Genomic DNA, 25,557 nt, shown 5'->3' with positions numbered 1-25,557 from the left:
TTAGTTAATTTCAAATTTATTTTGGATGATTTGAACAAATTGCCGTGCTACCTGCCGATAATCGAACCTTGCTACGACATGTTGTCGGGCGGCTTGCCCCAAACGCCTTCGTTGCTCAGCATTGGTCATCAAGTCCAATAAAAAATGGGCAATATCGTTTACGCTAGCTCCATAGTCGACGGTACGTGGCGGATCAAAAACTATTTTTTTCTTCTTTTTAAAACCCGATTCGGTACCTAAAGTTAGTTCTGTTTTTACTATTTTTTGATCTACACGAGCCAAAAGTCCTGTTTTTCCATGGATAATCGTGTCTAATAAGCCCATGGCATTAATGCCAATAACCGGTTTTTCACAGGCTCCTGCTTCTATTTGTGGCATACCAAAGCCTTCTAATCTGGAAGGGGCGGCATAAATATCACAGGCGTTAATTAAGTGAGCCGTAAATTCCCTAGATGTTATGGCAGTAGTATAGCCTATTTTATGATCTATCCCCAGTGTTTTAGCCAGTTGAAGGTCGGCAGCATTTTGTATCGTCGTTCTGGGCTGAGGCCACACTTTACAAATGTATTTCCAGCTAGGTACTTGATGATCAATTTGTGCAAGGGCACGCATCACTTCTTGTGCTCCTTTTGAAGCAGCATCACCACCAATGGTAAGTAACAAAAGGTCTGTAGGCAAGACGTTAAATGCTTCACGGATAGTGTTTACCTTATTGTCTGTTTGGGCACGAGGCGAAAAAAGTTCGGTATCGCATCCAACAGGGAGCACTTCAATGATGTCTTCGCTAATGCCATCGCGTATATACATTTCTTTTACCCAATGGGAAGTGACCAATAATAAAGGTAGCTTATTGAGCACCTTTTGGTAGTTGGCAATAAAACCATCGGCTACTAACCAGGGAACGGCTCTAATACCATATTGTTGTGGATGAAGTATTACATCGGGCGTATGCCCCCAATAACCTACACCGACCACAATGTCAGGCTTAAACCAACGGTAATACCATTCTTTTTCTATAGCAGATGCTACATGGACGGGAAAGACGTCAATGCCAATTTCCAGAAGCCCTCTATAAAGTAGATCCCCTTGTGTTGCCAAACCTCCAGGGGCTGGCGGATAATCATAGAGGACTAACACTTTCATTTTTCTCTACCTCCTTGAATTAGCCAATCTTTTGCACGTTCTGGGCGGTTGAATTTCCAAAAAGCTTCCGCTTTAGGGGTAGTTTGGGCCTCCCAGCTGTCAGTACTAAACCCGTAGATCGTATTGATGATCCAATTTTTGCTTTCCCATGTTTTTCTGGGAAGTTTAAAATAGGCGGTTGCATTTAATCGGGGCTGCGGAAGGTATTTTTTCCCGCCATCTTCATAGGCGAAAGTCCAAAGTTCCTTCGTTTTTATTTTCCCTACGTACCATAGATTAATGACCGCTTGGCTAACTTCTTCATGACGTAAATGTCGTGTATATTCGCCATTGGGATTATGGGTAATGATAAGATCATAAGCTTTGGCTGGTAATAGCGTAAGGATGGTATCTTCCACTTCTCCTTCGGTTAATGCTTGCTGTGCGGTTGCATCGTCCAAATCGCCCATAGCACCATCGGCATTAAAGTGAGCTAAGGCCCTAAGAAACTTGGGAGCTCGATCTGGATCACTTCCTCTGCAAAGGGAAAGAATAAAAACGTCCCATGACGTGTAGCTTAAGAGCATTCCCCCAGCCCATAAGGTTTCATCATCTGGATGAGCTACAATCACGGCAACAGTTTTGATGTGTTCTGCCTCGTTTATTATGCCAATGTTCATTGGCATATAAACCTTTACCGAATTGCATTTGTTTTTATCAAAACTGTTACGCAAACAGTACAACATGTAATCAGCCCACAAGGGGTACGTATACTTAAGGACTTTGGGAATTAAACCACCAAAGTTTTAGGAAAGATAAGAAAACGTCATTTGTTATCGGTTAATTGTTGGAGTTGTTGCTCTAACAATTCTTTGACATGTACTTTGAGCTGTGGTGGTTCTAAAATTTCGGCCTTGTCGCCAAACATGATATACCATCGTGCAAAGCCGTGTTGTAAATCCTGGACCTCAAAAGTTAACTCTACTTGATCTTGTATACGCTCTTCCTTTACAAAACCGTGATAATGGCGCTCCCACTTTAAATATTTTGCAATTATAGCATTGACTCTTATTCTAACCCTTGTTGTAGGTTTCTGTTCCTTGTTTTGCAAATAAAAATCCAGCGGTTGATGCTTAAGCGAAAACGGTGTTTCGGTCTGCCTGATTTGCTTGATCCGATCGATCCGAAATTGGCGATAGTCATTTCTCAGATGACAATAAGCAATAACGTACCAAAAATTTTCTTGATGAAATACACCTACGGGTTCTATGGTTCGAGCAGTAGGTTGGTTCGCTTCCAATGCTTCATACAGCAAGTCTACCTGTGTTCTGCGGGCGATGCTTTCGAATAAGGTGCTTAATGCATGTGGCACATCGTCATTAAATTTTTTCTGTGTTGGTTTTACAATGACCTTTGATTCAATATCCGCCACCCAATCCTTATCGTGGTTACGTAATACGGCGCGAACCTTGTACATGGCAGAAGCAAAATGTTCACGAATGGTTTTATCGGTGAATTTTTGCATCAATTTCTCAGCAGCTACAAAACTAGTTGCTTCCTCTTGGGTAAACATAACCGGTGGCAGACGGTAACCATCTATCAAGGAGTAGCCTATACCAGCTTCGCTATAAATGGGTACGCCAGAAGCTTCCAATGTTTTAATGTCGCGGTAAATGGTGCGTAAGCTAACGCCAAAGCGCTCAGCCAATTCCTGAGCTTTAATCACGCGTTTGGATTGTAGTTGAATGAAAATGGCAACAATCCGATCAAACCGTTTGGGACTATCGTGAGCGATCATAAGGTGCGGTGCTTTAATTACAGGTACAAGTATAAATAATTTAGGTTAGCTTGAATGGTGATGCTCCTTTCTTTTTTAAAACTAATTGATGAAAAAATTGTACTTTTAGTAGGTTGTTTTATTCACCTAATTAATTCGTCTAATATGATTCGTACCCATCAAAAAGTATTTTTGCTCAGTGTTTTGTTATTGTACGCATTAACTGCCTGTAATAACAGTGCTGGAAATTCATCCAATAACAACGCTCAACCGGATAGCAACGCACTTCCACCAGTAGAAACCCAGAAACCCAATACAAACTACAAACCTGCTTTTCCGGGACAAACACGTGCACCAGGCGCAAAAACGGAAACGCCGTTAGCGATTACCGTAATTGACAGTACTTTGGAAAATCCATGGGCAATTTGTCCGCTACCGGATGGCCGTTTTTTGTTAACGCAAAATAAAGGCACTATGTGCATTGTTTCGGCAGATGGTCGATCAAAAAAGCAGATCACAGGCTTACCGGCGGTAGTCTCGGACGGTCAGGGTGGTCTATTAGATGTTAATATTGATCCGGATTTTAGTAATAATCGTGTATTATATTGGACATTTTCTGAGAAACGAGCCGAAGGAACATTGTTATCGGTGGCTAAAGGGAAATTGTCGACAGATGAAAGTAAAGTTGAAGATGCTTTAGTGATATACCGGGCTACACCAGCTTTCAGCGGAAATCTTCAATATGGATCACGGATTTTATTTGATAAAGCAGGAAATTTATTGGTTAGTACAGGAGAGCGTTCAGCTAAAGAGATTCGAGACCAAGCACAGGATTTGAACTCTTCTCTAGGAAAAATTATACATATCACACCCGACGGAGATGCGGTTCCCGGTGGCCCGTTTGCAAATAAATCTAAAGCACGCCCCGAAGTTTATGCTTATGGCCTTCGGAATCCAGATGGCTTAGCTTGGAATCCGGAAACAGGCGAATTATGGGAAGCAGAATTTGGACCTCGGGGAGGGGATGAGATCAATATTATTCATGCTGGCAGAAATTATGGCTGGCCGGTAATTACGTATGGTATCGAATATAGTGGCGAGAAAGTTGGTCATGGTACACAAACTTTGGTTGGTATGGAGCAGCCAGTCTATTATTGGGATCCGGTAATCTCTCCCGGCGATATCACGTTTTACGATGGTGATATGATTCCGGAATGGAAAAACAATCTTTTTGTAGCAGGCTTAAGCAGTATGCATATCGCTCGTTTAATTATTAAAGATGGTAAAGTAATCGGCGAAGAGCGTCTATTGCAGGATAAGGGAGAGCGCTTCCGTGCACTTGCCATGGGGAAGGATGGAGCACTTTATGCCGCTACTGATGGTGGAAAAATGTATCGGATTGCTAAAAAATAAGGAAAGAAAATAGCGTAGGAATTGGTATAATGAACAGTAGAACAATTGCCATTATTGCTTATGTTACTATTATTGGATGGATAGTAGCCTATATTTTATATCGAGATAATCGATCGGCATTGGCCAAATATCATTTGGAGCAGGCCCTTGGTGTATTTATATTTTCTTTTTTATGGTCGGCAGCCTTACAAATCGTATTTACGGTCATTCCTTTTTTAAGTTTATTAAGCTTTTTATTTATGGTGCCGTTGGTGTTGGCCATTTTCGGAATTATTTATGCTGCTCAGGAAGTGTTAAAGCCGATTCCTTTTATTGGGAAATTCATAGAGGGAAAATTTGGAAATTTATAGTGTAAACCGTTCCACAGTTCGGTGCATCGTTTTATACAATTAAAAAGCATTAGGCGCCAGGACAACCTTTATGGTTACCAGCAATTGTCCCACATGCCGCTGGCTATGTTCAGCGGCATGGAACAACAGGCCTATATAAGTGGTTGGAATGCGTTTTCTACCTAAATATCGTATTTCCGTTAATTGGCTTTCATTAATGGTACGGAGTTGGTTTACTGCCCATGCCGTTTTTTGCGCTACCGCTTTTATCAATTCGCGTAAGGTAAGGGAAGCATGAGGTTTCCCTTCATTAGCAAGGTAAGCGAATTGCTCTTCTGAAAGCAATTGATTGGCTGCATAGGCGAACATTCGGTCAATAACGCCAACAATATGTTGGAGATGAAAACCCACGGATGCCATTCCAAGAGGTTTCACCCATAAGAGCTGCTCCTGTAAACCAACAGTATAATGGGAAAGGTCTTCCGATACTTGCATTAAGGCATGTGCCACGGGCTGTAGTAAAGGGGGCACGTCTTCAACGGGCCCACGCATCCACACTTCTAATGTTTGGTTTTTATCCATCAGTATGCTTTTTAACGATTTAGCATTAGGGTATAAAGTTATTGTTTTTTTCGCATCGGTTATTCTCCCCTCCCTTTTAATCTTTTTCTAATCTGCCTTAAATGAACCTCTAATCTTACCTCGGTAGTTTTGCACGGATTACAGATGTACTATGGAGAGTTTAGTTAACGTAAACAATATATGTTTTGCTCGCTATATTGGGATTATGGGATTGCTGCTAACAAGCCATTTTAATGCCTTGGCACAAGATAGCCTACGCTTATCCCTAGCTCAGGCAGAACAACTTTTTATTGCGCAGAATTTGTCTCTGTTAGCGCAGCAATACCATATTGATCTGGCAAAGGCATCCGTTATTCAGGCAAAATTATTTAATAATCCGACGCTTCAATTTACGTTAAACGCTTACAATCCAGAGAATAGACGCTTCTTTGATACCGGAAAAGGTACTGGTCAATATGTAGTCGATATTCAGCAATTGATCCGTTTAGCCGGAAAACGGAATAAAGAAGTGGCATTGGCCGAAACCGATGTGATGATGGAGGAAAGCCGATTTTTCGACTTGTTAAGGAGCCTGCGTTTTTCGCTTAGAAGCGACTTTTACCAATCTTACTTTTTGCAGCATACCCTTGCAGGATATGTACGGCAAATCAATAACCTGGAACGGCTTCATAGTACTTACCAACAGCTATTGGCAAAAGGAGTGGTTACGCTTAAAGATGCCGCGCGGATCAAAACGATGCTATATGCGCGGAAAGCCGAATATACTAGTTTGCAGGGGCAATTACTTGACGTTAATGCAGAATTGCAGCTGCTGATCCATAATAATAAGGCATGGATCATTCCCATAATAGATACAACAAGAGATTCCCACCTGGGGCAGTACGCTTTGGCAGACTTGTTGGATTCGGCCATGGCTAATCGGCAGGATCTTCGATTGGCCCAGCAAAGCAAGCACTATAGTGATCAGAATTATGCTTTGCAAAAAGCCATGGCCATTCCTGACCTGACCATAGGCGCGGAATTTGACAAACGTGGAAGTTCTTTCGATAATGCTACGTTACTTTCTGTAGCCATTGACCTTCCGTTTTTTAATCGAAATCAAGGTAATATTAAAGCAGCGAAATTAACTATTGCCCAAGCGAAAACCGAACTGGAGCAACAGCAAGAGAAGGTAGAGAACGAAGTACAAAACGCCTATGCTAAGGCAATACAAGCGGATAAGCTGGTGCAAGCTATTGAACCACATTTCATGGAGCAATTGGAGCACCTATTGCAATCCGTTACCGACAATTTCCAAAATAAAAATATTAGCCTATTGGAGTTTGTCGATTTCTATGATAGTTACAAAGATAATATGGTGCAACTTAATCAACTGCAAAACGAAAAAATGCAAGCATTGGAAGCCCTACAGTTTGCTGTTGGAACGACTATCTTTTACTGATAAAATAATATGAAGAATTGGTATTTATATTCATGGATAGGATTGCTATGGGTTATGGTCTCTTGTACTTCTTCGCAACCCATGCAACAGCAAGACGTATCGGCGGTTTCTGATAGTATCATCCGCCATCTACAAACGGCAAAAGTGTCGCTGGATAAGGAAGATGGCTATGTCAAGTTGAATGGAAAAATCGTGCCTGACGAAAGTAAAGAAGCGAAAATTTTTGCATTGGCTAGTGGTAAAATCTCCTCATTAAACGTAGCTCTCGGTGACTATGTGCAAAAAGGTCAAGTTTTAGCGGTACTGCAAAGTTCGGAAGTAGCCAATACATCCAATGAGCTTGCCATAGCTAAAGCAGATTTAGCAGTAAAAGAAAAATCGGTAAAGGCACAAAAAGAACTTTTCGATGGAGGTTTAGCTACCGAACGGGAATATGTCGAAGCGGAAATGGAGTACAAAAAAGCGCTTGCAGCAGTAAGCCGTACAGAGCAAGTAGCTGCTATAACAGGTGGAGATAAGGCGACATATTGGCTAAAAGCACCTATTAGTGGATTCCTCCTGGAAAAAAATGTAACCAATAACTCAGAGATTAGACAGGATAACGCTATTAATCTCTTTACCATTGCGGATTTGACTGAGGTTTGGGTGATCGCTAACGTTTATGAGGCTGACATTAATCATATTCAGTTAGGCGATTCTGTCGTTATGAATACCCTGGCTAATCCAAAGAAGAATTATGTTGGAAAGATTGACCGAATTTATCATGTACTTGATCCGGCAACACGCACGATGCAGGTAAGGGTAAGCTTGGGAAATCCTAATAATGAGCTAAAACCGGAAATGTTTGTTACTATGAAGGTGGCACAAGCACCAATGGGCAAAGCGTTGACTATCCCTAGTCGAGCGCTTATTATGGAAAATAGTCGCTATTATGTCATTGTACGCCAACAAAACCAATTAAAAATACAAGCTATTGAGCTTCTCAACCGATCGGCGGATAAAGCCTATGTTCAAGGCCTGTCTTTACATGATGAGGTGGTCGTTAACGAACAAGTGTTTCTTTACGAGGCTTTAAGTTCAAAATAAGTTCAAAACATGTCTAAAGTCATTAAACACCTTATCGCTTTTTCGTTAAAAAATAAACTGTTTGTTTTTTTTGCAACACTCTTACTCTTGATCTGGGGTGTTTTAGCCTTTAAGCATATTCCCATAGAAGCATTTCCAGACGTCACGAATACCCAAATTACCATCATTACCCAATGGCCTGGACGCAGCGCGGAGGAAGTAGAGAAGTTTGTCTCTATCCCGATTGAAGTAGCCATGAACCCGGTACAAAAGAAAACTTCCGTGCGTTCGACAACCGTTTTTGGACTTTCCGTGGTAAAAATAATATTTGATGATGATGTGGATGACGCTTTTGCACGTCAGCAGGTTAATAATATGCTACATAACGTCGAATTGCCTGAAAATGCCGACCCTGATATCCAACCACCTACTGGTCCAACGGGCGAAATCTTTCGGTATACGTTGAGCAGTAAAACGAAAACGGTTGAGGAACTAAAAACCGTGCAAGATTGGGTAATCGAACGGCAGCTTTTGGGCGTACCGGGTGTAGGAGATATCGTAAGTTTTGGCGGTGAGGTGAAAACCTTTGAAATAAAAGTAAACCCACAAAAATTAGCTTCCTATGATATTAGTCCACTGGATATTTACGAAGCTGCATCAAAGAGTAACATCAATGTTGGTGGAGACGTCATTGTCGACAATGCGCAGGCATATGTGGTGCGTGGAATCGGTTTATTGAATGATGAAGAAGAAATTGGGAATATTATTGTGACCAATATTAATGGAACACCCATTTTAGTGAAAGATGTGGCCAATGTTAGCGTCTCCAGTTTGCCCCGCTTAGGACAAGTAGGAAGAGATCGTCAACACGATGCGGTGGAAGGTATTGTTGTCATGCGTAAAGGAGAAAATCCCAGTGAGGTGATCCAAAAGGTGCAAGAAAAAATTGATTACCTTAACGATAAAGTATTACCTTCTGATGTGAAGATTAATACCTTTTACAATCGGAACGATTTAATTGGGTTTGCTACCCATACCGTATTGCACAACATGGTAGAAGGTATTGTATTGGTAACGGTGATTGTTTTACTGTTCATGGCCGATTGGCGTACGACCTTAATTGTTGCCTTAATTATACCCTTAGCCCTCTTGTTTGCCTTTATCTGTTTAACGTTAAGAGGTATGAGTGCTAATTTACTTTCCATGGGTGCGATAGATTTCGGAATCATCATTGACGGAGCGGTAGTCATGGTAGAAGGTATTTTTGTTGTTCTCGATCACCGTGCGCAACAGTTAGGTACAGATTGTTTTAATAAGCTCTCAAAATTGGGCCTGATTAAACAGACGGGCGGTGAGTTAGGAAAAGCGATCTTCTTTTCCAAATTAATTATCATCGCCGCCTTATTACCCATCTTTGCTTTTCAAAAAGTTGAAGGTAAAATGTTTTCCCCTTTGGCTTGGACATTGGGTTTCGCACTTTTGGGTGCACTCATTTTAACCCTTACTCTTGTTCCGGTGCTGGCCAGTTTATTATTAAGGAAAAATGTACAAGAAAAGCGGAACCGTTTTGTTGAAGCACTTACCAATGGCGTTATGAAGCTATTTGCCCGAATATATCGCTTTAAGCGGTTGGCTTTACTAGCTACGGGAATCGTGGTAGCGATCGGCCTGTTTTCCTTTAGATTTCTTGGTACAGAATTTTTGCCCGAACTGGACGAGGGTGCAATTTATATTCGAGCCACTTGTCCACTCAGTATTTCCTTAAATGAATCTATGCATGTGGCCAATAAAATGAGGCGTATCATTAGTGAATTCCCAGAAGTCAGGCAGGTACTGTCACAAACGGGAAGACCTAATGATGGAACTGATGCTACTGGATTTTATAACATTGAATTTCATGTTGATATTTATCCACGATCAATGTGGAAAAGCAGACTGACCAAGGAAGAACTTATTGCACAAATGCAACAAAAACTTGGTATGTTTCCCGGCATTGACCTTAATTTTTCTCAACCAATAATGGATAATGTAGAAGAGGCTGTCTCTGGCGTTAAGGGATCTTTGGTGGTGAAAATCTATGGGGATAGTTTGGCTGTTACAGAACAAAAAGCGAATGAAGTTTATGCAGTTATGAAGCCTATTCACGGTATCGAAGATCTTGGCGTCATTCGAAATATTGGACAACCGGAACTTCGTATCGATCTAGACGCGTCAAAGATGGCTTTATATGGTGTAACAACTGCAGACGCTAATGCAATTATCGAAATGGCAATAGGCGGAAAAGCGATTTCATGGATATATGAGGGCGAACGTAAGTTTCAATTACGTTTACGTTATGAGGAAGGTTATCGGGATAACGCTGAAGCGATTAGCAATTTAATGGTGCCTACCTTAAGGGGAGCAAAAGTACCCATAAAAAATATAGCAACCATTCGACGGCTTACAGGAGCTAGCTTAATTTTTCGAGACGATAACCGAAAGTACAGCGCCGTTAAATTCTCCGTAAGGGGACGAGACATGGGGAGCGCCGTAAAAGAGGCACAGCAAAAGGTTCGTGAGATGGTGAAACTTGATAAAGGGTATGACATGCAGTGGGCTGGCGACTTCGAAAACCAGCAAAGGGCTACACGACGCCTACAAGAAGTAATTCCGCTTAGTTTGTTGATTATTTTTGTCATTTTGTTTGCACTATTTGGTAATATAAAAGATGCCGGTATCGTGTTACTGAATGTACCCTTTGCCATTATTGGAGGAATTGCCGCACTATTAGTTACGAATACTAATTTTAGTATTGCTGCCGGTATTGGCTTTATTGCCCTTTTTGGTATTTGCATACAAAATGGAGTTATTCTCATATCGATCTTTAAGCAGAATCTGCGTCGAGTAAAACGTCATGAGTGGACAGGTGATAACCTTAAACAAGCGATTATGGGCGGTGTAAGAAGTAGGGTAAGACCGGTGATCATGACGGCGTTGATGGCTGCAATTGGTCTAACACCCGCTGCACTTTCTACCGGAATAGGTTCGGAAACTTCCAAACCGTTGGCTATTGTCGTCATTGGCGGACTCATCACGGGAACCCTATTGACTTTATTGATTTTCCCGTTGTTTTTTTACCAATCCTATAAAAAAGGTGCTGCTGTTCAATCATAGCCAAACTAAATGCCACCCGAGCTGTTAACAAGCAACAGGGAAAATATGGCTGGATCTAAGACACCTATCTATACGGCTTTTGCTGCTAACATGGCTATTGCCATCGTTAAATTCATTGCGGCTTTTAGTACGGGAAGCTCAGCTATGGCTTCTGAAGGCATCCATTCGTTGGTGGATACCAGCAATGAGATTCTACTACTGGTTGGATTACGCAATAGTCGGAAAAAGCCCGATGCAGCAAGGCCATTCGGCTACGGTAAAGAACTTTACTTCTGGGCATTTGTCGTTTCTTTATTGTTCTTTGCGCTGGGTGGAGGTTTATCAATCTACGAAGGATACCATCACCTTCAACATCCAGAAGCAATCAAAAACCCAGTTTGGAACTATGTCGTATTGGGGCTGGCGTTATTGTTTGATGGTTATTCCTTGTTAACTGCTGTTCGGGAATTTAATAGGCAACGCGGTGAAACACCTTTCTGGAAAGCGGTAAGAAAGAGTAAAGACCCATCTACGTTTGTTGTCTTATTTGAAGATGCAGCAGACGTGATTGGTATTTTACTGGCTACCGTTGGCATCACCTTAAGTCTGTTATGGAAAAATCCTTATATGGATGGTATTGCTTCTATTATGATTGGTTTGCTGCTAACGGCGGTAGCCGTGTTTTTAGTTAGGGAAAGTCGTAGCCTACTGATGGGTGAGGCGCTTGAGCCCGTAGAATTGCAACAAGTGGTTGATTTGGTGATGCAGAATGAAGGCGTTTGCTACGTAGATAAACCGTTGTCTATGTATCAGGGGCCCGATGAGGTGATTTTATTCATTAAAATAAAATTTAAAGAACGTTTGGAAAGCCAAGCAGTAGTTGACACCATTCAGCATCTTCGACGGGATTTACAAGACAAGTATCCCCAGTATAAGCATATTTTCTTTGAACCGATATAAACCATCTGAAAAATCTGCAAACATTTAAGTTTTTGAGTTGTTTGAGAAAAAAATACATACAACATGGGATTGTTTAAAACAGCGTTATTAGGAGCTGCCGTATACGGAGCGTATAAATTGGCTACAAAAAAAGATGAAAATGGCAAATCTATGGTAGATAATGTCAAAGCAAAAGCTCCTGAATGGAAGGGAAAGATTACGCGGATTAAAGAAAGTATAGCGCGTGAATTTCAAACAAACGAATTGTAATCTTTTTGAAAACTTGCGCAAGCTAAAGAATCGCCCTTCTATTATTTTATGTATATCACGTAGATAATGTATTAACATTGTTTACTAATTTTACTTGGCCTGAGGATTCTCTTTACTCCATTTATTGGGCTAGTTGGCTAGTTATGCACACCTCTAATTATGCGCACGTATTTATTCTCAAAGGTGTTCATGAACGCATTTCATTCGGTTGTTTAATTGGCTAATTCGCTTCTTCCTTATTCATCAAAATCTGCCCATTTCCGTATTCACTACTATTTTTTATATCTTTGAATTAATTAATTTTAAGATGAATGGATAAAGCGGAAACGTTACAAGAATATTATCGTAGAACCTGCCGAGCGTTACCGGATGATTTGAAGGATTCTGATGGAATGAGGGCGCACTTTAATGTGTTAAAGCGTAATAATTGTTATGCTAGCTTACATTTCACGCGCAGAGATTATTATAAAATTTGTTTGACTCAAGGGCAAGCCCTATTGCGAACCGATAAGGGTACCATTAAGATTGAACGTCCTGCTATATTCTTTTCCAATACCAATATCCGTTTTGGTTGGGAAAATTTATCGCCAGAACAAAAAGGATACGTTTGCTTGTTTAACGAACAGTTTATGGGTAATGAATTGAGAAAGGCGTTAGACAATTTATTTAAGCTGTTTCGAAACGATACCTATTCCTTTCTGTTTTTACAAGCAGAGCAATATGAGCAATTTACACAATATTTTGAGTGGATGTTAAGCGAATATCATAGCGATTTCGTTTACAAAAAGCAGGTTATAGAGGATTTTTTAAGATTGATCGCCTATCATGCTATCAAATTGCGTATGGCCGATGGAAAGATCCTGGAAAAACCAGATGGCGATTTGGTGAACCGATTCTATGCGCTTTTAGAACGGCAATTTCCCATCGAATCTCCGGATAATCCGCTTAAGCTGAAAACGCCTGCGGATTATGCCCATCAGCTGCAGGTACATGTTAATCATTTAAACTATAGTTTACGGAGTTACTTCGGAAAAACCACCAGTACGCTTATCCAAGATCGAACACTACAAGAAGCGCTTGATTTGCTGCAATACAGTCAATGGCGCATTGCTGAGATCGCTTATGGATTGGGCTTCGAATATCCCCAGCATTTTAACAATTTCTTTAAAAAGAAGACAGGTAAAAGTCCTAGAGACTATCGCGACTTATTAACAATCAATATTTGATTTATTTAATAAATATTTGATTTACTTATTTTTCACTTCCTGCCAGTCTGCTAGTTTTGTAGCTCCTATTTAACGAGTGATACTATGAAGTTATATCAACGTAAATTTGAAAAAATAAGTACATTTTCTACATTCACGTTAATTCCTTTATCGGGCCTAATTACGGATATTTATATTCCATCTTTCCCTGAAATGCAGACCGTATTTCATACAAGTGCCTCTGGGATACAGTTAACGCTTTCTTATTTTTTGATTAGTTATGGTATTACCATGTTTGTGGCCGGAAGTATCGTAGATAGCTATGGGCGTTATAAGATTGTTTTGAGTGCCTTATTGTTATTTGCACTTAGTAATTTCCTAATCGCTTTACTACCTAACCTCTTATTGATCTATGCCATGCGTATATTGCAGGGCATCTTAACAGCGTTTATTGTGGTGGCAAAACGTGCCTTTTTAGTAGACATTTATACCGGTGACAAGCTGAATAGCTACATGGGATTATTATCGGTTGTCTGGTCTTTAGGGCCAATTACTGCACCTTTTCTGGGCGGATACTTGCAATCATTTTGGGGGTGGACATCCAATTTTTATTTCTTAGGCATTTATGCGTTGGTTTCGTTGACCATGGAATGGTTTTTTTGTGGTGAAGCGATGCATGGCGGTCGGTCATTTAGTCTATCAGCTATCGTACAAAGCTATCGTCAAGTTCTAGGAACTGGCAGTTTTTCAATAGGACTTTTGGTTTTAGGAGCGAGTTATGGCATGGTGTTGATGTTCGGTATGACAGCACCGTTTATCATTGAAGAACATTTTCATTTTTCGTCTATTGTAACGGGTTATTGTGCACTTGTTTCTGGCCTGGGGATTTTTACGGGTGGACTATTAGCAAAGAGCTTGATAAAAAAGTCTTTTTTAATAAAATTACAGGTTGGAAACATGGCCTCGGGAGCAATCGCCTTGCTTATGTTTATCGTCGGTTTCTTCTTTTCGAATATCTACCTGCTCATGTCCTTTGTGTTTATCATGCACCTTTGCTCCGGTTTTATTTATAATATCTATTTTACATATTGCTTAACCCGCTTTCCGGAAAATGCAGGTATTTCCAGTGGGATAACCAGTGGTGGTTCCTATTTGATTACATCAATATTAAGTTATGGAATGGTAAATTTAGTACAGGTGCATGACCAACGTACGCTGGCTATTTGCTATTTTAGCATGGCCGCTCTAACTTGTTCGTTATTGCTTATATTGCGGAAAGCCCGCATATAGCGATGGATGTTTCATATTTCTGCGATAAGAGCGCATGTTTCGGATTTTATAAGGACAAAATCCTTACGAATTTTGTTGTGTTATAAGAATCAAAAAGATGGAAACACAAGACAGTTTAAATTATAGACGTATTGCCGCGGCAATTGACTATATTAAAAAGAACTTTAAAGAACAACCAAGTTTGGATGAAATAGCATCACGTGTACACGTAAGTCCGGCACACTTCCAACGTCTTTTTACAGCATGGGCAGGAACTAGTCCGAAGAAATTTCTACAATATATTAGCGTCGAATATGCAAAGAATATGCTTCGGGGAAATCATCAGGTAACTTTATTTGACGCAGCTTATGAAACAGGCTTGTCCAGTACCAGTCGTTTGCACGATCTATTTGTAACAATTGAAGGGATGACCCCAGCAGAATATAAAAATGGAGGAGAAAATCTATCCATCAATTACAGTTTTGCTGAAAGCCCCTTTGGAAGTTTATTGGTGGGCTCCACAACTAAGGGTGTTTGCTATATGGCCTTTGTGGAAGATGAAGTACAGGCTTTGACGAATTTAAAAGAAAAATTTCCCAATGCTACCTTCCAATGTAAATTGGATTTGTTGCAACAACACGCTTTATTCATTTTTCAACACGATTGGAGTAAATTACCCGAGATTAAGTTGCATTTAAAAGGAACTAATTTTCAATTAAAAGTTTGGGAAAGTTTATTAAAGATACCTATGGGCGGGCTTTCCACTTATGGTGCCGTAGCGCAGCAAATAGGTAATCCTAGCGCTTCACGGGCAGTAGGCACAGCTATTGGAAGTAATCCGGTTGCATTTTTAATTCCCTGCCATCGCGTTATCCAAACGTCAGGAAATGTGGGTGGTTATATGTGGGGATCTACGAGAAAAACAGCGATGATTGGTTGGGAGGGAGTAAAAACACATGCAGAAAACTAAATGGACAACTATGCATACGAATCGTTCGAAAATTATAGCATTGGATTGGCCAAACATCAGCAATTCCTTACACCAAAATGGATTTGTACTAATTCCCCGATTATTAGTAAAGGAACAGTGTGAACAGCTTAAGCGCAGCTATCATCAAGAAGGGCAATATCGAAAAACGGTGATTATGGAACGTCATCGGTTTGGCTTAGGTGAGTATAAGTACTTCAATTATCCCTTACCCAGTCTAATTGAGGAAATACGAACAACGATCTACCCGTATTTGGCGCCCATTGCTAATACTTGGTTTAAGGCTTTACATCTAGATCAGCAGTTCCCACTTTCACATGCTGAACTATTGGCTCAATGCCATGACCATAACCAGAAGCAGGCTACTGCTCTGTTGTTGAAATACGGTGAAGGCGGGTACAATACCCTACATCAGGATTTATATGGGACGGTTTATTTTCCTCTTCAGCTCGTATTATTCCTTACTGAACCGGAAGAAGATTTCTCTGGTGGTGAATTTGTACTGATGGAGCAGATTCCTCGTGCGCAATCCAAGGCTATAGTACTGACACCAAGGAAAGGTGATGCACTAATTTTTACCACCAATTTCAGGCCTATTAAAGGTGCAAAAGGTTACTATCGAGCAAATATGAAACATGGCGTTAGTGAAGTACACCAAGGGGAACGTTACACCTTGGGTATCATTTTTCATGATGCGATAAGTTGATTCATCTATGTTAAGCCACATGTTTGTTGAAGCGACAGACTTAAGAAGAAAGATTAGGTGTCAAGAGATACGCTATGCGGGAAACCGTAAGCTGGGAATTTATGGAAAACTGTCTTGTTTTTCAGGTAAACGAATGAAACGCGAAAATCGGGTTTTCTTTTCGTCTGAAGAAGAAGCAATAACGAATGGTTATCGCCCCTGTGGACACTGTATGAAAAAACAATATAAAGCATGGTATGATCGATTTATTCAATAGTATAGAAGATGAGCAACAGAATCTATTGCCGAAGGATGGCGTAGTATGGTACTATGGAAAACTATGGAATCAACCAGTTGCCGATCATTATTTGGATAGGCTATTATACACTGTTGAGTGGCGGAACGATGAAGCAGTTATTTATGGTAAAAAAATAATCACTAAACGAAAAGTGGCTTGGTATGGAGAAAAGCCTTTCGAATATACCTACTCCGGAACAACTAAACGAGCACAATATTGGACAAAAGAATTGATCGAATTGAAAAAAATAGTAGAACAGCGCACGGGAGAGACCTATAATTCTTGCCTGTTAAATTTATACCACGATGGGGAAGAAGGGATGGCGTGGCATAGTGATGCCGAAACTGATTTAAAGAAAGATGGAGCAATAGGATCATTAAGCTTTGGTGCAGAACGTAAATTTGCCTTTAAACATAAACAAACCAAAGAGAAGGTTGACCTGATCTTAGAACACGGCAGCCTTTTGGTCATGAAAGGTATGACACAAACGTTTTGGTTACATCGGCTTCCACCTACCAAACGGGTAAAAAGACCACGGGTGAATCTGACTTTTCGTACGATTATGGAAAAATAAAATGGGCCACATCGAATGTGGCCCTTAGTGTTTATTTACGATAAAATCACTTCTTATTCATAATGATAAGTACTCACCACATTACTTACTTTCCATTCATTGCCTTCCCGTCCTAAGCTTACGTAATCTACCTTAGTAAAATTTTCGTATTTCATTTCTACTTTAGCCAGAGCATAGTTGGTATTTTCTTCTATAACCGTGTAAGCTGTTTTACAATTTTGCTCAATATTTTTTCCGTTTTTTAGGAAGTCGACCAATTCTTTTTTATTATGCGTAGTCAATTTACGATTACTATTGATTTTATGCGTAAAAGATTCGCTGAATAACTGATCAATGTCGTTCGTGTTACCTTTGGTGATCGTTGCTACGTATTGATCAAGTGTAGTGTTGGCTGCACGCCTATTGAGTTCTCGTTCAGGATGAGCAGCTAGGGAAACATGGATGCTTGCTATAATTGCTATGGTGGTTAGGATGGTATTTACGGTGGTTTTCATAACGTTGTATTTTAATGGTTAATAAATCTTGTTTGTTGATTCAAAAGTAGATTAAAATACAGCGTATGCCCATGCTTATTAGGCGAACCACTGTAAGAACTCGGTAAATAGGGGGAATTATTCGGTGACTGCCAATCCCACTGCCCGCACACTTGCCTCACCTACTTTCCGACCATTTTCAAAACCAACGGCCTTCACATTGCTGGGAATCTTTACTGAAAACGGGCCTTGATAAATAGCCGAATTGCTATTGGGTGTAGTGCCATCTGTTGTATACCTGATTTCGGGATGATAATTCTCTGCTGATAAGGTAACTTCTGCTTGTTTACCATCGATTTTCTTTTCTTGTATCGTTACCTGAAAAGCACTCTTAGAATAGTTGATATCCAGCTGATCATAGCGTTTATACTGCGCCACCATACGGCGTTGAAAATCTGGCCAGTTCTTATTTTCAGGGCTAGACCAGGCTATTTCAGCGAGGGCGGCAGCACGTGGGAAGGCCATATATTCTACTCTTTCGGGCGAATGGATAAACTCTGACCAGACATTACCCTGGACCCCCTTGATGTATTGAGCCTCATCTTTCGTCAGCTGTTCAGGCACCGGTTCATAGTTGTATACTTTGCTCAAGGGTACAAATCCGCCAATGGCTAAGGGTTCTAAGTAAGGTTCTCCCTGATAATAGTCAAAGTATAGATAATCGGTAGGGGTCATCACGACATCGTGGTGCTGCTTAGCCGCTGCAATACCACCATCAATGCCACGCCAGGACATAACAGTTGCATTTGGAGCCAAGCCACCTTCTAATATTTCATCCCAACCGATGATGCGCTTGTTTTTTGTCAACAGAAAATCTTCTATGCGCTTGATAAAATAACTCTGTAACTCGTGTTCATCTTTTAAATGTTCACTGCGTATTTTGGCTTGGCATTTCGGACATGCCTTCCACCGATCCTTAGGGCATTCGTCTCCGCCAATATGAATAATAGGGCTGGGGAAAAGATCAGCTACCTCGCTCAATACATCTTCTAGAAATTGATAGGTTTTTTCATTACCCGCACAGTAAACATCTTTCTGTATACCCCAAGCAACAGGCATCTGAAAAGGTCCGCCAGTACAGGATAGCTCAGGGTACGTGGCAAGTGCCGACAAGGAATGTCCGGGCATTTCAATTTCCGGAACGATGGTGATATAACGTGCTTGCGCATAGGCTACCAGTTCTTTAACCTGCTCTTGGGTATAGAATCCACCATGGGGATTGTGGTCGATCTCATTGGCATTCTTACCATATTGAGTGCCTGCACGCCAAGCACCGACCTGTGTTAATTCAGGATGTTTTTTGATTTCTATGCGCCAACCATGATCTTCAGTCAAATGCCAATGAAAGGTGTTGAACTTGTGCATGGCCATATAGTCGATGTATTTTTTTAGAAAATCCATACCGTAAAAGTATCTACCTACATCGAGCATCATACCCCGCCATTCAAAACGGGGTTTATCGGTAATCGTGGCAGCCTGAAGGGCTTTGGCATCAGATGTTAACAATTGCGTCAATGTCTGCATCGCATAGAACATACCATTGGGCTGATAGGCTTCTAAAGTAACCTCACTTGGTGTCACTTGTAACCGATAACCTTCTTTTCCCAAGGATTCCGATTGATCGCTTAACTTCAATTGAATAGATGATACACTGTTAGGTGTTTTGTTGTCGCTAATGGTTAGGTTTTGTTTACTAATAGCTTGAATATAGGTTTGTAGCATTTCTGCAATTTTCAAGAGCTCCGGCTGTTTTTTATCAACGACTATAGATACGGATTTGGTTAATTTAAAGGTGCCCGACTGTACGGTGGACTCCAATGGTTTGGGAATAATCGTTAATTCGGGTAGCTGACCTTGAACCGCTAGTGTACCAAAAATAAGTAGGTTAAAAAGCAGTGCGATTTTTTTGAGTATCATAATATTTAAGCGTATTAATTCTTGATTTGTAGTCTAATATTACTATTTTTCTGCCCACGAACGGCAATTTGTTTGTTTTTTTCTTCTACCTGGTGTTTAATGGTTTTATATTATTGGTTACTATCGGTAAAGGTAACAATTTTCCTTGATGGGGGCGTTATACTTCCTTATTATCCCGACTTCAGGTATAATCTCGAAACAGTGCTAGTTACATTTTGATCAATTACAGCAATGGCTTACATGGTTCTAAGTCAAAAGAGAGCAATGGGTCTTGATTTTTTAGTAAAAGGATACTTTCATCTACTATATCTTGGTCAGGACCTATTGCGTATGACAGTTACGGCTTTTTGCAGGTATTTTAAAAAGCATACAAATAAAACCGTTTTTAGCTTTCTTAATGAGCTAATAGTGGGTTATGCCAATAATTTGCTAATGCCACCAACCTTTTAACTTTCGTATCAAGACAATTTGACCAACGTGATAGGCATTGTGATCGATGATCAATAACGCTTCATTGAAAAAGCTTTGTCCGGCTCCATGATCAAAACGTTTGAGTATGTCTAGATCTTCTTGCTTTAATAACTCGGCAAAAGCTCGGTGATCTGCCCGAATGGAGTCTATGGTTTTCTTCCATTCTTGACTGTCTTTAGGACTGGCTTGTTTGGGCCAATATCCCGATGGCCAGTGGGGTGATGTGTATGTCGTATTGTTACAAAACTCCAATATATCGTATTGTGCAATCCGAATATGTTCCGCTAATTGCCAGATATTGTACGGGAAGTGCTCATCTATTTCTCCCGCTTGCTCCCAAGAAATTCCATGTAAGGCGTCGAATAAATCTGCATGGGCACCACTTTTAGTAAAGCGATCCAACAGTTGCGTCTTTAATTGTTTAATGATTGGTGCTGTTGTATCCATGTTTATAAAAGAAATAAAAAACTTTTTTGTTTGCAGGGATGTAAAATCGGGATTCAACAAAAGAAAGTCGAGTTTTAACTCCTGTTGGTGTTAACTGCTGTGTAAAGTAGTGTTAATAGAAGTTAAAAATGTTAAAGTAACAAGTAATATGTGCGTTATCATCTATTTTTATACAGTGTAATGAATAATTTTTATCAACCTTTCATGATTTCAATATGGATCGATATTTCTTCAAATTTGGCCAGCCCATTTTAACTGCACTATTGATAGGATTAATAACGTTTGGATGTACGAAAAATGATCCTGATGAAACCATTAATGATAACTCGGCTGCACCAAGTGGGGGTACGGTAGCTGTCGACGAAACCGCTTATACATCGGGTACACCTGAGGGATCTACCGAGACAGGGGCGGATGACGAGGATTTAGTGGAGAACGCGACATTTGATAAGATGGTGAGCATCAATTTCGGCACCGAGATAACGGTATCTAATCCTTACGCGAATCAGGGAGTAACAGTTACATTAACAGACGAAAATGTGGTGATCAATTCTTCCCTTTCCGAAGTAGACTATGTTCTTAGCGGAACGACCACTAAGGGTTCGGTTAAAATATATAGTGATAAAAAATTTAAACTAACCTTAAACGCTGTGTCCATTAGTAGTACAAACGGACCGGCACTCAATATTCAGTCGAAAAAGCGGGCATTTGTGGTGTTAGCCGACGGTACCGATAATCATTTAACGGATGCTGCAACGTATACTTCGGTGGCCAATGAAGATATGAAAGGGACATTGTTCAGTGAAGGGCAATTGATTTTTAGCGGTAATGGAGCGCTAACTATTGTTGGGAATTATAGCCACGGTATCTGTAGCGATGACTATATTCGCATCAGAAGCGGGAATATCACGGTTGGTAGCGCTATCAAAGATGGAATCCATGCGAATGATGCCTTTATTGGAGACGGGGGTACCGTCACAATTAAGGCTGATAGTGATGGTATTGAAGCGGAAGAAGGTTTTATCATTATTAATAAAGGAGATTTTACATTAAATGTAGGTGATGATGGCATAGTCGCGTCTTACGAAGAAGACGATACGTCCATTGATCCTTTTGTGGTGATTAATGGTGGTGATATAACCGTTAATACAACAGAAGGAGAGGGAATAGAAAGTAAAAGCCATCTGACAATTAATGACGGAAATATTGTCACAAATACGGCAGATGACGGGCTAAATGCTAAAACTGCTATATATATCAATGGTGGTCAGGTTTATTCTATCAGTACAGGCAATGATGCCATGGATTCAAATGGAACCTTTACGGTAACCGGTGGAATCGTAATTGCTGTTGGTTCCAAACAACCGGAGGCGGGTTTTGATTGTGATGCTCGAACATTCAAAATTACAGGAGGTCTTGTGCTCGGAACGGGTGGCGCAACCAGTAGCCCTACCGCTAATGTATGTACCGTATATTCGGTGGTAACCGGTGGTATCGCTACTGCCGATTTCGTCCATATCGAAGACGAAGCGGGTAATGAAGTACTGACGTTCAAAAGTCCGACAAGCTTTAATACCATGCTTTTTGCCAGTACCAAATTGAAAGTAGATACCAAATATTATGTCTACACAGGTGGAAGCATAGCTGACGGCACGGCGATACATGGTGTGTATACCACAGGGAACTATACTCGAGGTACAGCACAAGCCAATTTTACTACTTCCAATAGGGTGACGCAGATCGGAGGATCTATTAGTAGGAATTAGCCACAAGCTTATTTATGGTTACGGTAAGCGATCTAGAAGCTGATTTCTACGCTGTAAAATTTTGCACGAAGTAAGTCGTAAACGACTGCCCATTAAGAGATATTTTTTATTTTTACGCATTACCGTATTTTATGACAAAATATCTCATTGGGCTTTTTTTGCTCTTAACCTTTACATCAGGCTTTGCTCAATATACTACAGCCGACTCGCTCTACATTCAGCAGCACTACAAAAAAATGGAAGTGCGTATTCCAATGAGGGATGGTAAAAGACTTTTTACCAGTATTTATCTACCGCTTGATTCGAGTAAAACTTATCCCATTATGTTCATGCGCACCCCCTATAGTGTCGCACCCTATGGCCGTGGGCTGAAAGTACCTTTAGGCCCCAGTATGCAGTTTGCACAGGAAGGTTTTATTTTTGTTTATCAAGATATTAGAGGAAAGTATCTCTCCGAAGGAACGTTTATGGCTGTCCGCCCGTATATTCCACATAAACGAAAGTCAGATGAAGTTGATGAGAGTTCAGATGCATACGATACTATTGATTGGTTGATTAAAAACCTTAACAATAATGGGAAAGTAGGTGTGTGGGGTATTTCTGCGCCAGGTGGCTATGCAACAGCAACCTTAATAGACAGTCATCCAGCAGTTGTAGCCGTCTCTCCTCAGGCACCTGTTACCGATTGGTTTATGGGTGATGACCGACATCATAATGGCGCATTCATGCTCATGGGATCCTTTGCTTTTGTATCCTCTTATGGAAAATACCGTAATGAACCGAGCGTCGTCGGACCGCTTGGTTTTAATAACTATGGAACTCCTGATGCCTACCAATTTTATTTAAAGGCTGGAGGTCTGAAAGAAATCGATGGAAAATTGACTGCCGACAACAATCCCCTTTGGCAAGATTTGATGACCCATGGTACGTATGACACTTTTTGGAAGGCCCGTACACCATTACCTCATTTACGCAAGGTAAAGCCTGCGGTATTAACCGTCGGAGGATGGTTTGATCAGGAAGATCTTTACGGCCCATTGAAAACCTATACCGCTATTGCCAAGCAAAGTAGAAAAACACAAAATATGTTGGTGATGGGCCCTTGGTATCATGGCAGTTGGACACGTGGAAAGGGAGATTGGTTAGATAGTTTGTCCTTCGCTTTACCGACTTCCAAATTTTATAGGGAGCAAATCGAATTTCCTTTTTTTATGCATTATTTAAAAGGAAAACCTGATCCGCAATTACCTAAAGCGTTTATCTTTGATACTGGGGAAAAACAATGGCATCGTTATTCCTCTTGGCCTCCTCCGGAAGCAAAATCGATGAACTTGTATTTGCAACCACAAGAGGGCTTGTCTTTTCTGCCGCCACCGGCATCAGATCAGGGTTTTGTCAGCTACATCAGTGATCCAGCAAAGCCGGTACCCTATTCGAATAAAATTACGCTTTTTCGCGGACGGGAATACATGATCGAAGATCAACGCTTTGCAGCACGTCGTCCCGATGTACTCGTATTTGCAACCGATATCTTAAAAGAAGATGTGCAAGTTATGGGAAATCTGAAAGCAAATTTATTTATTAGTTCTACAGGTACTGATGCTGATTTTATTGTTAAATTGATTGACGTTTTTCCGGATACGATGTCAAATGCCAAAGAGAAACCAGGTACCCTGTTGGGTGGTTATCAGCTCATGGTTCGTGGCGAGGTTATGCGTGCAAAGTTTAGGCATAGTTTTGAAAATCCCAAGCCGCTGGTACCGGGCAAGGTTGAAAAAGTGACTTTTGATATGCAAGATGCTGCGCATACCTTTAAAAAGGGACATCGCATGATGGTGCAAATACAAAGCTCATGGTTCCCTTTGGTTGACCGGAACCCACAGCAATTTATGGATATTTACCAAGCCGATGCATCGGCATTTAAATCTGCAGTACAGCGGGTTTATTTTTCACGTGAATACCCTTCACATATTGTATTACCTATTTTAACAACCTCCAATGAAAAAGATGAACCTTAAATTAAATCGTTTATGGACGCTAATCCTGCCTATTCTATGGCTTTTTGACGTCCAATCTGTATTTGCCCAAAGTCAAAATGAAGATCAGCAATACGGAACTTATGTTATCAAACATTTAGCTTCTAAAGCTTTTAAGGGGAGGGGATACGGCTTGGGTGGTGATAAAAAAGCGGCTGATTTTATAGCAGCTGAGTTTCAAAAAGCTGGTGTGAAGCCACTTACAGCAGAAGGGTATTTTCAGAAATTTACCTTGGGAGCCAATATTTTTCCCGAAAAAGTTGATGTGAAACTAAACGGAAAGGCACTTCGCCCAGGTAAGGATTATTTGATTTGGGCAGGTAGTCCTTCACTCAAAGGGGATTTTGAAGTAGTACATGTTAACCGTATTGACTTATATGAAAGCAAACATGTTGACTCGATAGGAGCGTTAGCGGCGCATAAGTTTTTACTGATCGATAACCAAAAACCAGCGACTGAAACCGCCGAGCAAACGGCAATAGTGAAAGAGAGCTTACTTCGATTGCGGAATGATGAAACGTTCAACATGAGCGGCGTATTAGTAGCGAGTAATGAAAAGTTGACGCATACAGCACAAACCAAACAAACAGCACGCGTAGTATTATTGGTTAATAAAGACGATTTGGTGCTAAGCGATATCTATAAGGTATCGGTAAACATTGAAAGTAAATGGATTCCCAACTACGAAACACAAAATGTAGTAGCCAAGATACCAGGTACACAAATGCCCGATTCAATGATCTTTATTACCGCGCATTATGATCACCTAGGGACAATGGGAAAGAAAGCTATCTTTTATGGGGCGAATGATAATGCTAGCGGAACGGCTTTTATGCTAGATGTAGCGAAATACTATGCCCAGCATCCACCAAAATATACCTTAGTTTTTGTTGGTTTCGCGGGCGAAGAATCAGGTTTATTAGGTTCGATCGCCTTTGTGCAACATCCTCCAGTAACCCTATCAAAAATTAAGTTTTTGTTGAATTTTGATATGGTCGGAACAGGAGAAGAGGGAATTACTGCGGTTAATGCCACTGTTTTTCCCAAAGCTTTTGCCAAATTACAAGCATTAAATCAAGAACATCACTATTTACCACAGGTTAAAAGTAGAGGCGAATCTTGTAACAGCGATCATTGTCCTTTTTATCAACAAGGAGTGCCTAGTTTTTTTATCTATACCATGGGGGGTATTGCAGCTTACCACGATATTCTTGATCGGCCAGAGACGCTACCACTTACTAAATTTGCGCAGTTAAAGCAATTGATCTGTGCATTCGTAGATAGTTTATAAGCGAATA

Annotated in this window: 23 protein-coding genes; 16 read left to right on the top strand and 7 right to left on the bottom strand. The window is 40.6% G+C overall.

Annotated elements, in window-relative coordinates:
- The 3 genes from ABD930_RS20910 to ABD930_RS20900 form a co-directional block, all read right to left on the bottom strand.
- Positions 1-1,143 (bottom strand): glycosyltransferase family 4 protein, encoded by a 1,143-nt coding sequence (locus tag ABD930_RS20910; protein WP_345235068.1) that lies wholly within the window; start codon positions 1,141-1,143, stop codon positions 1-3.
- Entirely contained in the window at positions 1,140-1,802 is a 663-nt protein-coding gene (locus tag ABD930_RS20905; protein ID WP_345235066.1) for a PIG-L deacetylase family protein, read from the bottom strand. Before ABD930_RS20905 ends, ABD930_RS20910 begins: the two co-directional genes overlap by 4 nt.
- Before the next feature lie 146 nt (positions 1,803-1,948).
- Positions 1,949-2,920 carry a helix-turn-helix transcriptional regulator gene (locus tag ABD930_RS20900; RefSeq protein ID WP_345235064.1) on the bottom strand — a complete coding sequence of 324 codons (972 nt, stop codon included), beginning with the start codon at positions 2,918-2,920 and terminating at the stop codon, positions 1,949-1,951.
- 144 nt (positions 2,921-3,064) lie between these two features.
- Here ABD930_RS20900 and ABD930_RS20895 point away from each other — a divergent pair, with 144 nt between their 5' ends.
- Entirely contained in the window at positions 3,065-4,312 is a 1,248-nt protein-coding gene (locus ABD930_RS20895; protein WP_345235062.1) for a PQQ-dependent sugar dehydrogenase, read from the top strand.
- 29 nt (positions 4,313-4,341) lie between these two features.
- A complete protein-coding gene (locus ABD930_RS20890; protein WP_345235060.1) occupies positions 4,342-4,662 on the top strand; it encodes a magnetosome magnetite crystal formation protein family in 321 nt (106 codons plus the stop codon).
- A gap of 39 nt (positions 4,663-4,701) precedes the next feature.
- Here ABD930_RS20890 and ABD930_RS20885 read toward each other — a convergent pair whose 3' ends face one another.
- Positions 4,702-5,223 carry a DinB family protein gene (locus ABD930_RS20885; RefSeq protein WP_345235058.1) on the bottom strand — a complete coding sequence of 174 codons (522 nt, stop codon included), beginning with the start codon at positions 5,221-5,223 and terminating at the stop codon, positions 4,702-4,704.
- Between the two features lie 151 nt (positions 5,224-5,374).
- Between ABD930_RS20885 and ABD930_RS20880 the strand changes: the two genes are divergently transcribed.
- The 11 genes from ABD930_RS20880 to ABD930_RS20830 all read left to right on the top strand — a co-directional run bounded on the left by ABD930_RS20880 (position 5,375) and on the right by ABD930_RS20830 (position 17,089).
- On the top strand, positions 5,375-6,664 hold the full coding sequence (locus ABD930_RS20880; protein ID WP_345235056.1) for a TolC family protein: 1,290 nt from the start codon (positions 5,375-5,377) through the stop codon (positions 6,662-6,664).
- Between the two features lie 9 nt (positions 6,665-6,673).
- A complete protein-coding gene (locus ABD930_RS20875; RefSeq protein ID WP_345235054.1) occupies positions 6,674-7,750 on the top strand; it encodes an efflux RND transporter periplasmic adaptor subunit in 1,077 nt (358 codons plus the stop codon).
- A gap of 9 nt (positions 7,751-7,759) precedes the next feature.
- Entirely contained in the window at positions 7,760-10,882 is a 3,123-nt protein-coding gene (locus tag ABD930_RS20870; RefSeq protein ID WP_345235052.1) for an efflux RND transporter permease subunit, read from the top strand.
- Between the two features lie 45 nt (positions 10,883-10,927).
- Positions 10,928-11,821, top strand: coding sequence for a cation diffusion facilitator family transporter (locus ABD930_RS20865; RefSeq protein WP_345235050.1), 894 nt, complete (start codon positions 10,928-10,930; stop codon positions 11,819-11,821).
- A gap of 63 nt (positions 11,822-11,884) precedes the next feature.
- On the top strand, positions 11,885-12,070 hold the full coding sequence (locus ABD930_RS20860) for a YtxH domain-containing protein (protein ID WP_345235048.1): 186 nt from the start codon (positions 11,885-11,887) through the stop codon (positions 12,068-12,070).
- A 311-nt stretch (positions 12,071-12,381) separates the two neighbouring features.
- Positions 12,382-13,296: a helix-turn-helix domain-containing protein gene (locus ABD930_RS20855; RefSeq protein ID WP_345235046.1), complete on the top strand. Its 915-nt coding sequence runs from the start codon at positions 12,382-12,384 to the stop codon at positions 13,294-13,296.
- An 84-nt stretch (positions 13,297-13,380) separates the two neighbouring features.
- Positions 13,381-14,565, top strand: coding sequence for an MFS transporter (locus tag ABD930_RS20850; RefSeq protein WP_345235044.1), 1,185 nt, complete (start codon positions 13,381-13,383; stop codon positions 14,563-14,565).
- 97 nt (positions 14,566-14,662) lie between these two features.
- Positions 14,663-15,514, top strand: a complete 852-nt coding sequence (locus ABD930_RS20845; RefSeq protein WP_345235042.1) for a methylated-DNA--[protein]-cysteine S-methyltransferase — start codon at positions 14,663-14,665, stop codon at positions 15,512-15,514.
- A complete protein-coding gene (locus ABD930_RS20840) occupies positions 15,501-16,238 on the top strand; it encodes a 2OG-Fe(II) oxygenase (RefSeq protein ID WP_345235040.1) in 738 nt (245 codons plus the stop codon). Before ABD930_RS20845 ends, ABD930_RS20840 begins: the two co-directional genes overlap by 14 nt.
- 7 nt (positions 16,239-16,245) lie before the next feature.
- A complete protein-coding gene (locus ABD930_RS20835; protein ID WP_345235037.1) occupies positions 16,246-16,494 on the top strand; it encodes an Ada metal-binding domain-containing protein in 249 nt (82 codons plus the stop codon).
- On the top strand, positions 16,475-17,089 hold the full coding sequence (locus ABD930_RS20830; RefSeq protein ID WP_345235035.1) for an alpha-ketoglutarate-dependent dioxygenase AlkB family protein: 615 nt from the start codon (positions 16,475-16,477) through the stop codon (positions 17,087-17,089). The genes ABD930_RS20835 and ABD930_RS20830 overlap by 20 nt, the downstream gene beginning before the upstream one ends.
- Before the next feature lie 53 nt (positions 17,090-17,142).
- Here ABD930_RS20830 and ABD930_RS20825 read toward each other — a convergent pair whose 3' ends face one another.
- The 3 genes from ABD930_RS20825 to ABD930_RS20815 all read right to left on the bottom strand — a co-directional run bounded on the left by ABD930_RS20825 (position 17,143) and on the right by ABD930_RS20815 (position 20,457).
- A complete protein-coding gene (locus tag ABD930_RS20825; RefSeq protein ID WP_345235033.1) occupies positions 17,143-17,583 on the bottom strand; it encodes a nuclear transport factor 2 family protein in 441 nt (146 codons plus the stop codon).
- Between the two features lie 117 nt (positions 17,584-17,700).
- Positions 17,701-19,539 (bottom strand): beta-N-acetylhexosaminidase, encoded by a 1,839-nt coding sequence (locus ABD930_RS20820; protein WP_345235031.1) that lies wholly within the window; start codon positions 19,537-19,539, stop codon positions 17,701-17,703.
- A gap of 429 nt (positions 19,540-19,968) precedes the next feature.
- The gene (locus ABD930_RS20815; protein WP_345235029.1) at positions 19,969-20,457 is read right to left on the bottom strand and encodes a DinB family protein; all 489 of its coding nucleotides are present in this window, start codon (positions 20,455-20,457) and stop codon (positions 19,969-19,971) included.
- A 215-nt stretch (positions 20,458-20,672) separates the two neighbouring features.
- Between ABD930_RS20815 and ABD930_RS20810 the strand changes: the two genes are divergently transcribed.
- From ABD930_RS20810 to ABD930_RS20800, 3 genes are all read left to right on the top strand, one after another.
- Positions 20,673-22,223: a carbohydrate-binding domain-containing protein gene (locus ABD930_RS20810; protein ID WP_345235027.1), complete on the top strand. Its 1,551-nt coding sequence runs from the start codon at positions 20,673-20,675 to the stop codon at positions 22,221-22,223.
- Between the two features lie 131 nt (positions 22,224-22,354).
- Positions 22,355-24,241: a CocE/NonD family hydrolase gene (locus tag ABD930_RS20805; RefSeq protein ID WP_345235025.1), complete on the top strand. Its 1,887-nt coding sequence runs from the start codon at positions 22,355-22,357 to the stop codon at positions 24,239-24,241.
- The gene (locus tag ABD930_RS20800; protein WP_345235023.1) at positions 24,222-25,550 is read left to right on the top strand and encodes a M28 family metallopeptidase; all 1,329 of its coding nucleotides are present in this window, start codon (positions 24,222-24,224) and stop codon (positions 25,548-25,550) included. The genes ABD930_RS20805 and ABD930_RS20800 overlap by 20 nt, the downstream gene beginning before the upstream one ends.
- The last annotated feature ends 7 nt before the right edge of the window (positions 25,551-25,557 follow it).

This window comes from Olivibacter ginsenosidimutans (assembly GCF_039542865.1).
Classification (GTDB): Bacteria; Bacteroidota; Bacteroidia; order Sphingobacteriales; family Sphingobacteriaceae; genus Olivibacter; species Olivibacter ginsenosidimutans.
The sequence above is the reverse complement of the archived record's forward strand: the minus strand, read 5'-3'. Positions and strand labels throughout refer to the sequence as shown.